The sequence below is a fragment of the Pseudomonas sp. UV AK001 genome (genome assembly GCF_046097675.1).
Taxonomy (GTDB): Bacteria; Pseudomonadota; Gammaproteobacteria; order Pseudomonadales; family Pseudomonadaceae; genus Aquipseudomonas; species Aquipseudomonas kribbensis.
On sequence record NZ_JBJUVZ010000003.1, the window covers coordinates 377,658 to 391,681 of the forward strand.

The 14,024-nt window shown below is 58.8% G+C and carries 16 protein-coding genes and 1 tRNA gene; 13 read left to right on the plus strand and 4 right to left on the minus strand.

Annotated features, from left to right (window positions below):
• The first annotated feature begins 18 nt into the window (after nucleotides 1-18).
• The 13 genes from ruvA to nadA all read left to right on the plus strand — a co-directional run bounded on the left by ruvA (nucleotide 19) and on the right by nadA (nucleotide 10,187).
• Nucleotides 19-627, plus strand: a complete 609-nt coding sequence (gene ruvA, locus ACKLNA_RS12655) for a Holliday junction branch migration protein RuvA (RefSeq protein WP_007951205.1) — start codon at nucleotides 19-21, stop codon at nucleotides 625-627.
• A complete protein-coding gene (gene ruvB / locus ACKLNA_RS12660; RefSeq protein ID WP_085709623.1) occupies nucleotides 628-1,689 on the plus strand; it encodes a Holliday junction branch migration DNA helicase RuvB in 1,062 nt (353 codons plus the stop codon).
• A gap of 127 nt (nucleotides 1,690-1,816) precedes the next feature.
• On the plus strand, nucleotides 1,817-2,284 hold the full coding sequence (gene ybgC / locus ACKLNA_RS12665; RefSeq protein WP_085709624.1) for a tol-pal system-associated acyl-CoA thioesterase: 468 nt from the start codon (nucleotides 1,817-1,819) through the stop codon (nucleotides 2,282-2,284).
• Nucleotides 2,274-2,969, plus strand: coding sequence for a protein TolQ (gene tolQ / locus ACKLNA_RS12670; protein WP_007912733.1), 696 nt, complete (start codon nucleotides 2,274-2,276; stop codon nucleotides 2,967-2,969). Before ybgC ends, tolQ begins: the two co-directional genes overlap by 11 nt.
• A 23-nt stretch (nucleotides 2,970-2,992) precedes the next feature.
• Entirely contained in the window at nucleotides 2,993-3,445 is a 453-nt protein-coding gene (gene tolR, locus ACKLNA_RS12675; protein WP_162803534.1) for a protein TolR, read from the plus strand.
• A complete protein-coding gene (tolA, locus tag ACKLNA_RS12680; protein ID WP_085709625.1) occupies nucleotides 3,445-4,524 on the plus strand; it encodes a cell envelope integrity protein TolA in 1,080 nt (359 codons plus the stop codon). Before tolR ends, tolA begins: the two co-directional genes overlap by 1 nt.
• A gap of 17 nt (nucleotides 4,525-4,541) precedes the next feature.
• Nucleotides 4,542-5,822, plus strand: a complete 1,281-nt coding sequence (gene tolB, locus ACKLNA_RS12685) for a Tol-Pal system beta propeller repeat protein TolB (protein WP_408986127.1) — start codon at nucleotides 4,542-4,544, stop codon at nucleotides 5,820-5,822.
• A gap of 52 nt (nucleotides 5,823-5,874) precedes the next feature.
• Complete coding sequence (gene pal / locus ACKLNA_RS12690) at nucleotides 5,875-6,372, plus strand: peptidoglycan-associated lipoprotein Pal (protein WP_003178634.1); 498 nt, start codon at nucleotides 5,875-5,877, stop codon at nucleotides 6,370-6,372.
• A 6-nt stretch (nucleotides 6,373-6,378) separates the two neighbouring features.
• Nucleotides 6,379-7,212 carry a tol-pal system protein YbgF gene (gene ybgF / locus ACKLNA_RS12695; RefSeq protein ID WP_114885069.1) on the plus strand — a complete coding sequence of 278 codons (834 nt, stop codon included), beginning with the start codon at nucleotides 6,379-6,381 and terminating at the stop codon, nucleotides 7,210-7,212.
• A gap of 165 nt (nucleotides 7,213-7,377) precedes the next feature.
• A complete protein-coding gene (queE, locus tag ACKLNA_RS12700) occupies nucleotides 7,378-8,025 on the plus strand; it encodes a 7-carboxy-7-deazaguanine synthase QueE (RefSeq protein ID WP_408986051.1) in 648 nt (215 codons plus the stop codon).
• A gap of 1 nt (nucleotide 8,026) precedes the next feature.
• Nucleotides 8,027-8,719: a 7-cyano-7-deazaguanine synthase QueC gene (gene queC / locus ACKLNA_RS12705; RefSeq protein WP_265813433.1), complete on the plus strand. Its 693-nt coding sequence runs from the start codon at nucleotides 8,027-8,029 to the stop codon at nucleotides 8,717-8,719.
• Between the two features lie 63 nt (nucleotides 8,720-8,782).
• Nucleotides 8,783-8,858: transfer RNA gene (locus ACKLNA_RS12710), tRNA-Lys, on the plus strand.
• A gap of 270 nt (nucleotides 8,859-9,128) precedes the next feature.
• Complete coding sequence (nadA, locus tag ACKLNA_RS12715) at nucleotides 9,129-10,187, plus strand: quinolinate synthase NadA (protein WP_039766022.1); 1,059 nt, start codon at nucleotides 9,129-9,131, stop codon at nucleotides 10,185-10,187.
• Nucleotides 10,188-10,245: 58 nt separating this feature from the next.
• On the opposite strand, the gene ACKLNA_RS12720 is transcribed toward nadA, so the two are convergent.
• The 4 genes from ACKLNA_RS12720 to ACKLNA_RS12735 form a co-directional block, all read right to left on the minus strand.
• Entirely contained in the window at nucleotides 10,246-10,734 is a 489-nt protein-coding gene (locus ACKLNA_RS12720) for an RDD family protein (protein WP_085730269.1), read from the minus strand.
• Nucleotides 10,735-10,831: 97 nt separating this feature from the next.
• Nucleotides 10,832-11,044 (minus strand): cold-shock protein, encoded by a 213-nt coding sequence (locus tag ACKLNA_RS12725; protein ID WP_007951194.1) that lies wholly within the window; start codon nucleotides 11,042-11,044, stop codon nucleotides 10,832-10,834.
• A gap of 404 nt (nucleotides 11,045-11,448) precedes the next feature.
• The gene (gene gcvT / locus ACKLNA_RS12730; RefSeq protein WP_248739187.1) at nucleotides 11,449-12,573 is read right to left on the minus strand and encodes a glycine cleavage system aminomethyltransferase GcvT; all 1,125 of its coding nucleotides are present in this window, start codon (nucleotides 12,571-12,573) and stop codon (nucleotides 11,449-11,451) included.
• 51 nt (nucleotides 12,574-12,624) lie between these two features.
• Nucleotides 12,625-14,001, minus strand: coding sequence for an L-serine ammonia-lyase (locus ACKLNA_RS12735; RefSeq protein WP_085730271.1), 1,377 nt, complete (start codon nucleotides 13,999-14,001; stop codon nucleotides 12,625-12,627).
• Nucleotides 14,002-14,024 lie beyond the last annotated feature (23 nt).

Below are 14,024 nucleotides of genomic sequence, written 5' to 3' on the forward strand. Positions count from 1 at the left end.
CGCTCAAGGATCTGAAACGTGATTGGACGCTTGCGCGGCACCCTCGCTGAAAAACAGCCGCCGCACCTGATTCTGGATGTAAACGGCCTCGGGTATGAGCTGGAAGTGCCCATGACCACCCTGTATCGCCTGCCGTCGGTCGGTGAACCGCTGACCTTGCACACCCATTTGGTCGTACGCGAAGACGCGCAGTTACTCTATGGTTTCGCTGGCAAGCGTGAGCGAGACTTTTTTCGCGAGTTGATCCGTCTCAATGGTGTGGGTCCGAAACTGGCCCTGGCCTTGATGTCGAGCCTGGAAGTCGATGAGCTGATCCGTTGCGTGCAGTCTCAGGACACCTCGGCGCTGACCAAAGTGCCGGGTGTGGGCAAGAAAACCGCCGAGCGTCTGCTGGTCGAACTCAAGGACCGCTTCAAGGCATGGGAAACCTCGCCGGCCATGTTTGCGCTGGTACCGAACCAGCCGGACGGCCCGGCACCGGTCAACACCGCCGAGAACGACGCGGTCAGCGCGCTGATTTCCCTGGGCTACAAGCCACAGGAAGCGAGCAAGGCGATTTCCGCGATCAAGGAGAAAGGCTTGAGCAGTGAAGACATGATCCGACGCGCCCTGAAGGGAATGATTTAAGTGATTGAAGCTGATCGTCTGATCGCCGCCACGCACAGTCCGCGTGAGCGCGAAGAAGTCCAGGATCGGGCGATACGTCCCGTCAGTCTGGCCGAATACATTGGCCAGCCGACCGTTCGCGAGCAGATGGAACTGTTTATCCAGGCCGCCCGTGGCCGTAGCGAATCCCTCGACCACACCCTGATCTTCGGCCCGCCGGGGCTGGGCAAGACCACCCTGGCCAACATCATTGCCCAGGAAATGGGCGTGTCGATCAAGAGCACATCAGGCCCGGTGCTCGAGCGGCCGGGGGATCTGGCCGCGCTGTTGACCAACCTTGAACCCCACGATGTGTTGTTCATCGATGAAATCCATCGTCTGTCGCCGATCGTCGAAGAAGTGCTGTACCCGGCGATGGAAGACTTCCAGCTCGACATCATGATCGGTGAGGGGCCGGCGGCGCGTTCGATCAAGCTCGATCTGCCGCCGTTCACCCTCGTTGGCGCGACTACACGGGCGGGGATGTTGACCAATCCGTTGCGCGACCGTTTCGGTATTGTCCAGCGTCTCGAGTTCTACAGCACCGCCGACCTGGCGACGATTGTCAGTCGTTCGGCGAACATTCTCGGCCTGCCGCTGGACCCGGAAGGCTCTTTCGAGATTGCCCGTCGTGCCCGTGGCACTCCGCGAATCGCCAACCGACTGTTGCGCCGGGTGCGGGATTTCGCTGAAGTCCGGGCCAAGGGGCATATCACCAAATCCGTTGCCGACCTGGCACTGAATCTGCTGGATGTCGATGAACATGGCTTCGATCATCAGGACCGGCGATTGCTGTTGACCATGATCGAGAAGTTCGATGGCGGGCCCGTTGGCATCGACAGCCTGGCGGCCGCGATCAGTGAAGAGCGCCACACCATCGAAGACGTTCTGGAGCCGTATCTGATTCAGCAGGGCTACATCATGCGTACGCCGCGGGGCAGGGTGGTGACCCGGCACGCGTATCTGCATTTTGGTTTAAACATTCCGTCACGAATGGGCGAAATGCCCGTGGCAGACGAGTTTCTCGATGCCGTGGACGATTGATACACATTTATTGGCGATTTATTCAGCGTTTGTACTGTCTCAGGACGGTACTTTTGCGGTAAAGCCTTCGAACTATGAAAAACAGTTGCCTGGCCGGATTGGCAACCCGAGGAGTAAGCACTAGAGTATGCGCGCGCAAAACGGGCTTGAGCCGTTCGCACATCGTTGTCGCGTTTATTACGAGGACACCGATGCGGGCGGCATCGTGTATTACGTTAATTACCTCAAGTTTATGGAACGGGCTCGAACCGAGCGGCTCCGGGAGCTGGGCTTTGCCCAGTCGGCGCTGGCAGGGGAGGACCTGTTGTTCGTCGTGCACTCCAGCGAAGCGCGTTATCACGCGCCGGCGCGACTGGACGACGAGCTGCTGGTAAGCGCTGATGTAATCGAATTGAACCGTGCCAGCCTGCGCTTTCGACAGCAGGTCAGGCGGGCAACGGATAATGTGCTGCTCTGTGAGGGGCAGTTTCTGGTGGCCTGTGTGCGCACTAACAGTTTGAAACCCCGGGCCCTTCCCGAAGACTTGCGTGCGGCTTTCGCCGACGCGGTCGGCACGGGTACACACTTGAAGCAGGAGATAAAGCGTGGAAGCTAACGTCGTCGACCATTCCTCCATGTGGAGCCTGGTCAGCAATGCCAGCATCGTGGTGCAGTTGGTAATGTTGACCCTGGTAGCCGCATCGGTGACCTCATGGATCATGATCTTTCAGCGCAGCAATCTGCTGCGCGCCGGTCGACGTGCCCTGGAGAGCTTCGAGGAGCGCTTCTGGTCGGGTATCGATCTGTCCAAACTCTATCGTCAGGCCGGCAGCAACCCGGATCCGGATTCGGGCGTCGAGCAGATCTTCCGTGCCGGTTTCAAGGAGTTCTCGCGTCTGCGCCAGCAGCCGGGTGTCGATCCTGAAGCAGTGATGGAAGGCGTGGCCCGTGCCATGCGTGTTGCCATCTCCCGCGAGGAAGAAAAACTCGAGCAGAGCCTGCCATTCCTCGCCACCGTAGGTTCGGTCAGCCCGTACATCGGTCTGTTCGGTACCGTCTGGGGGATCATGAACTCCTTCCGCGGTCTGGCCAGCGCACAACAGGCCACTCTGGCCACTGTGGCTCCAGGCATCGCCGAAGCCCTGATCGCCACCGCGATCGGCCTGTTCGCCGCGATCCCGGCCGTTATCGCTTACAACCGTTTCTCTGCCCGCAGCGAAACCTTGCTGAGCCGCTACTACACCTTCGCCGATGAATTCCAGGCGATCCTGCACCGCAAAGTGCACACCAGCGAAGAATAAGCAGGTATTTCCCGATGGCTTTAATCACTCGAGCCCGACACAAGCGCAAGCCGGTCGCCGAGATGAACGTAGTGCCTTACATCGACGTGATGCTGGTGCTGCTGGTCATCTTCATGGTGACTGCGCCGATGCTCAATCAGGGCGTGAAAGTGGATCTGCCCAAGGTTTCCAGCGAAGCCTTGCCGCAGGACAACAACACCCAGGTGCTGACCATTTCGATCAAGGCTGACAAGACCTACTACTGGAACCTTGGCAGCGAAGTCGACACCGAGAAGCAACAGGACCGGGCCATGACCCTGCCACAGATGACTGACGCGGTGACCAAGATCATCCGCGCCGGCACTGAAGGCGGCAAGCGTACCCAGGTCTTCATCCGTGGCGACAAGTCCGTCGATTATGGCTCCGTCATGGGCGCCATGGGCGGGTTGCAGAAAGCCGGGGTCGGTAATGTTGGCTTGATCACCGAGGCCCCCTGATGCAGCAACAGCGAGAGCCGTCCGCCTCGGAAAGCTACTTCTGGCCCAGTGTCTGGGCGATTGGCTTGCACGTGCTGGTGTTCGGCATGCTGTTCGTCAGTTTCGCCATGACACCGGAGCTGCCGCCGGCCAAGCCGATTGTCCAGGCGACCCTTTACCAGCTGAAATCGAAAAGTCAGGCAACCACCCAGACCAATCAGAAGATTGCGGGTGAGGCGAAGAAATCCGCCGCGCGCCAGACCGAAGTCGAGCAGATGGAGCAGAAAAAGGTCGAGCAGGAAGCGGTGAAGGCTGCGGAACAAAAGAAAGAAGAAGCGGCTCAAAAGGCCGAGGAAGCCAAGAAGGCCGATGAGGCGAAGAAAGCGGAGCAGGCGAAGAAGGCCGACGAGGCCAAGAAAGCTGAAGACGCGAAGAAAGCCGCCGAAGCCAAGAAGGCAGAAGAGAAACAATTGGCTGATATAGCCAAGAAGAAAGCTGAAGAAGAAGCCAAGAAGGCTGCTGAAGAAGAGGCCAAGAAAGAGGCCGCTGAAGAAGCCAAGAAGAAAATCGTCGAAGACGCGAAGAAGAAAGCCGCCGAAGACGCCAAGAAGAAAGCCGAGGCTGAAGAGGCGAAGAAGAAAGTCGCCGATGAAGCCAAGAAGAAAGCTGCTGCCGATGCTGCGAAAAAGAAAGCGCAGGACGCGGCACGCAAGTCGGTCGAGGACAAGAAGGCCCAGGCTCTGGCCGACCTGCTGTCCGACAAGACCGAACGTCAGCAGGCTTTGGCGGATGAACGTGGTGACGAAACCGCAGGCAGCTTCGATGACTTGATTCGTGCGCGGGCAGCGGAAGGTTGGGCACGTCCTCCTTCGGCACGCAAAGGCATGACGGTTGTACTGCAGATCGGCATGTTGCCGGACGGTACGGTGACTACGGTCAGCGTGGCCAAGTCCAGTGGCGACGGTCCGTTCGATGCTTCGGCAGTGGCGGCGGTCAAGAATATTGGACGTTTGACGGAAATGCAGGGAATGAAGCCGAGCGATTTCGCTCCGTATCGTTCATTCAAGATGACATTCACACCTGAGGATCTAGCCTTGTGAGAAACCTTCTTCGAGGAATGCTGGTCGTGATCTGCTGCATGGCAGGGATCGCGATGGCGGATGAAAAGAACATTCTGGTCACCAGCGGCAGCGATCGGGCGACCCCGATCGCCGTCGTACCGTTCGGTTTCCAGGGCGGTGCCGTCCTGCCGGATGACATGGCTGAAATCATTGGCAACGACCTGCGGAACTCGGGTTATTACTCGCCGATTCCAAAACAGAATATGATCAGCCAGCCAAGCCAGCCGAGCGAAATCATCTTCCGTGACTGGAAGGCGGTAGGCGCCCAGTACATGATGGTCGGCAGCATCGTGCCAGCGGGCGGCCGCCTGCAGGTGCAGTGGGCGTTGTTCAACGTCGCCACCGAACAGAAAGTCGCGGATGGCAGTGTTTCCGGTACGACTGAACAGCTGCGTGACATGGCGCACTACATCTCTGACCAGTCGTTCGAAAAACTGACCGGTATCAAGGGCGCGTTTTCGACCCGTCTGTTGTATGTGACAGCTGAGCGCTTCTCCGAGAAGAACACCCGCTACACGCTGCAGCGCTCGGACTACGACGGTGCCCGTGCCGTGACCCTGCTGCAATCGCGCGAGCCTATCCTGTCGCCGCGTTTCGCACCGGATGGCAAGCGTATCGCCTATGTGTCGTTCGAACAGAAGCGTCCGCGGATCTTCATGCAGAACATCGACACCGGTCGCCGTGAGCAGATCACAAACTTTGAAGGCCTGAACGGCGCTCCGGCCTGGTCGCCGGATGGCAATCGCCTGGCGTTCGTGCTGTCAAAAGACGGTAATCCGGACATCTACGTGATGAACCTCGGTTCGCGCCAGATCACCCGAGTGACTGCCGGTCCTGGCATCAACACCGAACCGTACTGGGGCAAGGATGGCTCGACCATCTACTTCACTTCCGACCGTGGCGGCAAGCCGCAGATCTACAAGACCAGCGCCAATGGCGGTGGTGCCGAGCGCGTGACGTTCGTGGGCAACTACAACGCCAACCCGAAGTTGTCGGCTGATGAAAAGACCCTGGTGATGATCCATCGTCAGGACGGTTTCACCAATTTCAAAGTAGCGGCTCAGGATTTGCAGCGCGGAAGTGTAAAAATCCTCACTGATAGCACTCTGGACGAGTCGCCTACTGTTGCGCCCAACGGCACCATGGTAATCTACGCCACCCGCCAGCAGGGCCGGGGAGTCTTGATGCTCGTGTCCATTAATGGACGCGTGAGGCTCCCGCTTCCTACCGCTCAAGGCGAAGTCAGAGAACCGTCCTGGTCCCCTTACCTGAACTGACGCGGCGCTTTACGTTTTACTTAACACACTGGGGTTCATTAGGAGTTTCACGATGGAAATGCTGAAGTTTGGTAAATTTGCTGCGCTGGCTCTGGCCATGGCTGTAGCTGTAGGTTGCTCGTCCAAAGGCGGCGACAACGCCGGTGAAGGCGCTGTTGATCCAAACGCTGGTTACGGCGCAAACACTGGTGCAGTTGACGGTTCCCTGAGCGAAGAAGCTGCTCTGCGCGCAATCACCACCTTCTACTTCGAATACGACAGCTCGGACCTGAAGCCAGAAGCCATGCGCGCTCTGGACGTTCACGCCAAAGACCTGAAAGCAAACGGCGCTCGCGTTGTTCTGGAAGGCAACACCGACGAACGTGGTACTCGTGAGTACAACATGGCACTGGGCGAGCGTCGTGCGAAAGCCGTTCAGCGCTACCTGGTACTGCAAGGTGTTTCCCCAGCTCAGCTGGAACTGGTTTCCTACGGCGAAGAGCGTCCAGTTGCTACCGGCAACGACGAGCAGTCCTGGGCTCAAAACCGTCGCGTCGAACTGCGTAAGTAATTCGATATGCGAACGTGCCGTCGTGCTGTAACTGTTCTGGCTCTCAGCCTCGCGCCGCTTGCGGCGTGGGCTGCGGTTCCTGTGGTCGATGACAACTCCGGTTATAACAATAGCGGGAGCAGTTATCCGCCTGCAGGTTACGGTACGAACGGCGCCTATGCCGGGGGAGCGGCTTCGGCCCCTGCCTCGGCACAAGGCATGCTGTTCAACCAACTGCAACAAATGCAGGATCAGATATCGCGCCAGCAGGGCGTGATCGAAGAACTGCAGAATCAGGTTGCGCGCATGAAGCAGGAATCCCTGGAGCGATACCAGGATCTTGATCGGCGCATAGGATCCGGTGCTGCACCTGCCGCGACTCCCGAGAATTCTTCTGCCGGTGGCGATGCAAGTGCTGCTGCCGGAGCTGCTGCTGGAGCCGGGGCTGCTGCCCAGGCACCTGCCGCGAGTGGCGAACCGGCTGATCCGGCCAAGGAAAAGCTGTATTACGATGCAGCCTTCGACCTGATCAAGGCCAAGGATTTCGACAAGGCCAGCCAGGCTTTCGCCGCTTTCCTGCGTAAATACCCGAACAGCCAATACGCGGGCAATGCCCAGTACTGGTTGGGTGAAGTGAACCTGGCCAAAGGCGATCTGCAAGGTGCAGGTCAGGCTTTTGCCAAGGTTTCGCAGCTGTATCCCAAGCATGCCAAAGTGCCGGATTCGCTGTACAAGCTGGCTGACGTAGAGCGCCGCCTCGGTCACACCGACAAGGTCAAAGGCATTCTGCAACAAGTGGTGTCCCAATATCCGGGTACCTCCGCTGCCCAGTTGGCCCAACGCGATCTGCAACGCATGTAAGTGTGTTTGACCCGTTTGGAAGAAACCCGCGCTTGTCGCGGGTTTTTTCGTTAGAATTCACGCCCTTTTATGAAACACGCTTCTGGTGATCTACGCGTTGGCGGGGTTACCTGAAGTGCCTGACGGAGGCGGACAGCCTGTTTAGCTGTTACGCCCGTGGCGACTATGCAAGACACATTGAGAATCACCGAAGTTTTCTACTCGTTGCAGGGGGAAACGCGGACTGCCGGGCTGCCCACTGTTTTTGTGCGCCTGACCGGTTGCCCGTTGCGTTGCCAATACTGCGACAGTGCCTACGCGTTCAGCGGCGGCACCATTCGTACACTCGACGACATCCACGAGCAGGTGGCCGGGTTTCGCCCGCGCTACGTTTGTGTCACTGGCGGAGAGCCGCTGGCACAGCCCAATGCCATCCCTTTGCTCAAGCAATTGTGCGATGCCGGCTACGAAGTCTCGCTGGAAACCAGCGGCGCCCTCGACATTTCAGCGGTTGATCCGCGGGTCAGTCGGGTTGTCGATCTGAAGACGCCCGATTCGAAAGAAGCCCATCGCAACCGTTACGAAAACATCGAATTGCTGACGCCCAACGATCAGGTGAAGTTTGTCATCTGCTCGCGGGACGACTATGACTGGGCGGTATCCAAACTGATCCAGTACGGGCTTGACCGGCGTGCCGGCGAAGTCCTGTTTTCTCCAAGTCACCATGACCTGAACGCAAGGGATCTGGCGGACTGGGTGGTGGCGGATAACCTGCCAGTGCGGTTGCAACTGCAGCTGCATAAATATCTATGGAATGATGAGCCGGGGCGCTGAGATGACTGAACAACTGAACACCAACGAAAAACGTGCGGTAATCCTGCTATCGGGTGGACTGGACTCGGCCACCGTGGTGGCAATGGCTCGCGCTGAAGGCTATGCCTGCTACACCATGAGCTTCGATTACGGTCAACGCTCCCACGCTGAATTGCACGCCGCTGCTCGCGTTGCCCGCGATCTGGGCGTGGTCGAACACAAGGTCATTGGCCTGAACCTGAATGGCATGGGCGGTTCGGCCCTGACCGACACCAGCATCGATATCCCTGAAGAACTGGGCGAGGGCATTCCGGTCACTTACGTGCCGGCGCGCAATACGGTCTTCCTGTCGCTGGCATTGGGCTGGGCTGAAGTACTCGGCGCCCGTGACATCTTTATCGGCGTCAACGCGGTGGATTACTCCGGTTACCCGGACTGCCGTCCCGAGTTCATCGAGTCGTTCGAGCGTATGGCCAACCTGGCGACCAAGGCCGGTGTGGAAGGCAATGGTTTCCGCATCCAGGCGCCGCTGCAGAACCTGAGCAAGGCACAGATCGTTCAGACTGGCGTGAAGCTGGGTGTTGATTACGGGCTGACGGTTTCCTGCTATCAGGCGGACGATAACGGCCGTGCCTGCGGCAAATGCGACAGCTGCCGACTGCGTGCGGAAGGCTTTGCAGCGGCCGGAATCAGCGACCCGACACCTTATTTTTGATTTTTTTCAAATTAGGTGTTGAATAGTCCTTAAAAATCAGTATTATACGCGCCACCACACAGCGGGTCGTTAGCTCAGTTGGTAGAGCAGTTGGCTTTTAACCAATTGGTCGTAGGTTCGAATCCCACACGACCCACCATATTTGGCGGTTTAGAAAATCCGGAAGGCCCACGAAAGTGAGGATTTCCGGGTTTTTTTTTGCCTGCGATTTGGCGTCACTCCTTTTGGCACCTGTTGCGCTGACACAGGTCAGAATCATCTTTTGCATCATCGGGATATTCTGTAGCCTTGCGCAGCTTCAACGCTGTCCGTGCCTGATAAAACTCACTCTCCCGGCGGTACCCTCAAGCGGTCCGGAGCCGGGTGTATACTCGACTTTCGCGCGAATGCGCCTGCAGGTCTTGCGAACATGACGCAGATTTCCGAACGCCTTCTGGTACAAGCCCACCTCGACGCCAAGCAGCCCAAGCCGCTGACGGCCGAGGAAGAGGCTTATTACCGTTCCGCCATCGCCGCCGAGCTCAAGGCTCAGGACGCGGTGCTGGTTGCCCACTTTTATTGCGATCCGATCATTCAGGCTCTCGCCGAAGAAACCGGTGGTTGCGTTTCCGACTCGCTGGAAATGGCCCGCTTCGGCAACGCTCACCCGGCCAAGACCGTGGTGGTCGCCGGCGTGAAATTCATGGGTGAAACCGCGAAGATTCTCAATCCGGAAAAGCGCGTACTGATGCCGACCCTGGAGGCGACCTGCTCGCTGGATCTGGGTTGTCCGGTGGATGAGTTCTCGGCGTTCTGCGATCAGCATCCCGAGCGCACCGTAGTGGTGTACGCCAACACCTCGGCCGCGGTCAAAGCCCGGGCCGACTGGGTGGTGACATCGAGTTGCGCGCTGGAGATCGTCGAAAGCCTGATGGATAACGGCGAGACCATCATCTGGGGTCCGGACAAGCACCTGGGCACCTACATTCAACGTCAGACCGGCGCCGACATGCTGCTCTGGGACGGTGCCTGCATCGTTCACGAAGAGTTCAAGTCCAAGCAGCTGGAAGACATGAAGGCGCTGTATCCGGACGCGGCCATTCTGGTGCACCCGGAATCGCCGACGTCGGTGATCGAGCTGGCGGATGCCGTCGGTTCCACCAGTCAGTTGATCGCTGCCGCGCAATCGCTGCCGAACAAGACCCTGATCGTGGCCACTGACCGTGGCATCTTCTACAAGATGCAGCAGCTGTGCCCGGACAAGGTCTTCATCGAGGCACCAACGGCCGGTAACGGTGCGGCGTGCCGCAGTTGCGCACATTGCCCGTGGATGGCGATGAACACCCTTGAGCGCACGCTGAAGTGCCTGAAGGAGGGCTCGAACGAGATCTTCGTCGACCCGGCGCTGATTCCCCAGGCGATCCGCCCGCTCAAGCGCATGCTCGACTTCACTCAGGCTGCGCGGATGAAACTGGCAGGCAACGCCTGACCTTGAGCCGCATACAAAAACGCCCCGATCTGATCGGGGCGTTTTTGCATCTGCAGGATTATTTGGCTTTTTTCGGGATCCGCACCAGTTGCGTGTCCGAGTAGATGTCATGCCAGGCGCGCTTGCGCTTGTCGAACAGCGACCAGAAGAACCCCACGCCGAGGCATAGCCACGACGCGATCGACACCATGAACCGCAGTAGCGCCTGCCACAGGCTGATCGCGGTGCCATCGGCGTTCTGTACGCGGATGCCCCAGACCTGCATGCCCAGAGTCTGGCCGGCGTGAGTCCAGAACTTGGCGAAGAAGCCGAACAGCACCAGCAGCAGCACGGTGGAATACAGCGGGTCGCCGTCCAGTTTGCCGGCGTCGGTCATTGCGCGCAGACGTTCTTCGCCGATGATTGCGGCCTGGATCAGCTTATAGATGAAGCCGGTGACGATCAGCAGGGCGGTGCACAGCAGAAAATCGTAGAACATCGCTGCCAGGCGACGGCCGAGACCGACGGCAGGAAAGTCGCCCTGGGGAAGGAGCAGGTGTTTCGACATGGCAGCCTCTGGACGGAAAGTGAAGCGCCATTTTACGGATTCGCGCGCACAAAAAAGCCCCTGATATCAATATCAGGGGCTTTTTCGTTACAGAAAATCAGGCTTCAGCGATGACTTCATCAGCCTGCATGCCTTTCTGGCCTTGCACGGCAACGAAGGTCACTTTCTGGCCTTCTTTCAGGCTCTTGAAGCCGTTGCCCTGAATAGCGCGGAAATGCACGAACAGATCCGGACCGCTTTCTGGAGTGATAAAACCAAAACCTTTCTCGTCGTTAAACCACTTGACGGTACCGCTCTGACGTGTGGACATTTCTTATTTCCTTTGACGCAAAAATTGATGACAGTCTCTTCCTCATGAAAGAGTACTGGGGCTGGTTGCAGGAGAGTAAGAAGACGTCGAACGGGATGTAGCTAACTTGTAGGCTACTGCCCAGGTCACGATTCCAAGCTGACCCATGCAAACACAGTGGACAAACTCTACGCCAACTACAGGAGGAAAAACAAGCCCCGTGAAGGCCCCGGTTTTCCTGTGCTTGCCGGCTGTTAGTCAGTCCACTAGTCGGGCTTATACGATTAGCTTGTTCAATTGTTTTCGAACGTTATAAGCCAAGTTCATATTCGAATCGAATGTAAGGGAAGTGCACTGTTTTATGGCGATTGCGTTACACATTAGTGCACGCATAACGCAATCGCGTTACTTATAGAAACAGTCAATCAACCACGATAGTAGCGTTGTGGAACGAATGGCATTTTGCTTACAAGCATTTGCACCTTTTTCCCACGAACGATGGCCCAGACTGGCGTGTCCAGTGCGACATAAGCGCTGTCGAGGTAACCCATCGCCAATGGCCCGCCCAGGGTCGGGCCGAAACCGCCGCTGCACACGCTGCCGATGATTTCGCCGGCTTCGTTGACGATCTCTGCACCTTCCCGGACCGGCGTGCGCTCCTGCGGCAGCAGGCCGACGCGTTTGCGTGCGACACCGTTCTGCTGCTGGCCGAAAACCTGTTCTGCCCCCGGGAAGCCGCCGGCCCGCGCACCATCGGCACGGCGTGGCTTGGAGATTGCCCACAACAGGCTGGCTTCGATTGGTGTGGTGTCGGTGTTCATGTCGTGGCCGTACAGGCACAGACCGGCTTCCAGACGCAGCGAATCCCGGGCACCGAGGCCAATGGCGGCGACTTCCGGTTCGGCCAGCAGGGCGCGGGCGAGTTTTTCCGCATCGGCTGCCGGTACGGAGATTTCGAAACCGTCTTCACCGGTGTAGCCCGAGCGGCTGACGAAGCAATCCACACCCAGCAGCGTCACGCGGGCGAACTGCATGAAAGTCATCTTCGCCACTTCCGGCGCCAGGCGTGCCAGTACGGTTACGGCCGCCGGACCTTGCAGCGCGAGCAGGGCGCGGGCTTCGAACAGCTCGGTAATGGTGCACTGATCGCCAATGTGTTTTTGCAGATGCGCCAGGTCCTGATCCTTGCACGCGGCGTTGACCACCAGGAACAGTTCGTCGTTGCCGAGATTGGCGACCATCAGGTCATCGAGGATGCCACCGGTTTCGTTGGTGAACATCGCGTAGCGCTGCATGCCAACCGGCAGGTCGATGATGTCCACCGGCACCAGGGTTTCCAGGGCTTTGGCGGCATTGGCGCCGGTCAGGCGGATCTGGCCCATGTGCGAGACATCGAACAGCCCGGCCTGCTCACGGGTGTGCTGGTGTTCTTTCATCACGCCCAGCGGGTATTGCACGGGCATGTCGTAGCCGGCGAATGGCACCATGCGGGCGCCGAGTTCGATGTGCAGAGCGTGCAGCGGGGTTTTCGACAGTTGTTCGGTGGACATGCGTGACTCCTTGATTCACACCAACCCTCTCCCGGCGGGAGAGGGGGCTAATTAACACTCGATAATGTTGACCGCCAGACCGCCGCGGGCGGTCTCCTTGTATTTGCTTTTCATGTCGGCGCCGGTCTGGCGCATGGTGCGGATGACCTTGTCGAGGGAGACGAAGTGCTGCCCGTCGCCGCGCATGGCCATGCGCACGGCGTTGATCGCCTTGACCGAGCCCATGGCGTTGCGCTCGATGCACGGCACCTGCACCAGCCCGCCAATCGGATCGCAGGTCAGGCCGAGGTTGTGTTCCATGCCGATTTCAGCGGCGTTTTCCACTTGTTGAACGCTGCCTCCGAGCACTTCGCACAACGCACCGGCCGCCATCGAACAGGCCACGCCGACCTCGCCCTGACAGCCGACTTCGGCACCGGAAATCGAGGCGTTTTCCTTGTACAGAATGCCGATGGCCGCCGCGGTCAGCAGAAAACGCACCACGCCGTCATCGTTCGCACCGGGAATGAAGCGCATGTAGTAATGCAACACGGCCGGAATGATCCCTGCCGCGCCGTTGGTCGGTGCCGTGACCACGCGCCCGCCGTTGGCGTTTTCTTCGTTGACGGCGAGGGCGTAGAGGTTGACCCAGTCCAGCACCGACAACGGATCGCGCAGCGACGATTCCGGGTTCTTGCACAGTTGCCGGTGCAGTGCCGCCGCTCGCCGTTTGACCTTCAGGCCACCCGGCAGAATGCCTTCGTTGCGACAGCCGGCAGCCACGCAGTCCTGCATCACTTGCCAGATTTTCAGCAGGCCGGCGCGGGTTTCCGCTTCCGGGCGCCAGGCACTTTCGTTGGTCAACATCACCTGACTGATCGACAGACCATAGGTGGCGCAGTGACCGAGCAAGTCCTTGGCACTTTTGAACGGGAAGGTCAGCGGTGTGGCGTCTTCGACGATACGGTCGGCACCGGCCGCATCTTCGTCGACCACAAAACCGCCGCCGACCGAGTAGTACTCGCGGCTGCGGATCTGCAATCCCGCCGCATCGAAGGCACGGAAGATCATGCCGTTGGGGTGATAGGCCAACGGCTTGCGGATCATTGCCAGGTGTTCTTTCTCGTTGAACGCGATGCTGTGTTCACCGAGCAGGTTCAAACGCCCGCTGCCGCGAATCTGCGTGAGACGTGCGGCGACGGTTTCAGTATCCACGGTATCCGGGTGTTCACCTTCCAGGCCCAGTAGCACAGCCTTGTCGCTGCCGTGACCCTTGCCGGTGGCGCCGAGGGATCCATACAACTCGACCCTGACGCTGGTGGTGGCCGACAACAGGTTTTCCCGGCGCAGGCCTTCGACGAAGCGCGCGGCTGCGCGCATCGGGCCGACGGTGTGGGAACTGGAGGGGCCGATGCCAATCTTGAACAGGTCGAACACGCTTAACGACATGGTTGTTCTCCGGTTTCTTGTTA

Excerpts from the sequence above, each read along its gene's own strand:
- ybgC (WP_085709624.1), top strand. The coding sequence starts at position 1,817 with ATGCGCGCGCAAAACGGGCTTGAGCCGTTCGCACATCGTTGTCGCGTT.
- tolA (WP_085709625.1), top strand. The coding sequence starts at position 3,445 with ATGCAGCAACAGCGAGAGCCGTCCGCCTCGGAAAGCTACTTCTGGCCC.
- tolB (WP_408986127.1), top strand. The coding sequence starts at position 4,542 with ATGCTGGTCGTGATCTGCTGCATGGCAGGGATCGCGATGGCGGATGAA.
- pal (WP_003178634.1), top strand. The coding sequence starts at position 5,875 with ATGGAAATGCTGAAGTTTGGTAAATTTGCTGCGCTGGCTCTGGCCATG.
- ybgF (WP_114885069.1), top strand. The coding sequence starts at position 6,379 with ATGCGAACGTGCCGTCGTGCTGTAACTGTTCTGGCTCTCAGCCTCGCG.
- queE (WP_408986051.1), top strand. The coding sequence starts at position 7,378 with ATGCAAGACACATTGAGAATCACCGAAGTTTTCTACTCGTTGCAGGGG.
- queC (WP_265813433.1), top strand. The coding sequence starts at position 8,027 with ATGACTGAACAACTGAACACCAACGAAAAACGTGCGGTAATCCTGCTA.
- nadA (WP_039766022.1), top strand. The coding sequence starts at position 9,129 with ATGACGCAGATTTCCGAACGCCTTCTGGTACAAGCCCACCTCGACGCC.
- ACKLNA_RS12720 (WP_085730269.1), bottom strand. The coding sequence starts at position 10,734 with ATGTCGAAACACCTGCTCCTTCCCCAGGGCGACTTTCCTGCCGTCGGT.
- ACKLNA_RS12725 (WP_007951194.1), bottom strand. The coding sequence starts at position 11,044 with ATGTCCACACGTCAGAGCGGTACCGTCAAGTGGTTTAACGACGAGAAA.
- gcvT (WP_248739187.1), bottom strand. The coding sequence starts at position 12,573 with ATGTCCACCGAACAACTGTCGAAAACCCCGCTGCACGCTCTGCACATC.
- ACKLNA_RS12735 (WP_085730271.1), bottom strand. The coding sequence starts at position 14,001 with ATGTCGTTAAGCGTGTTCGACCTGTTCAAGATTGGCATCGGCCCCTCC.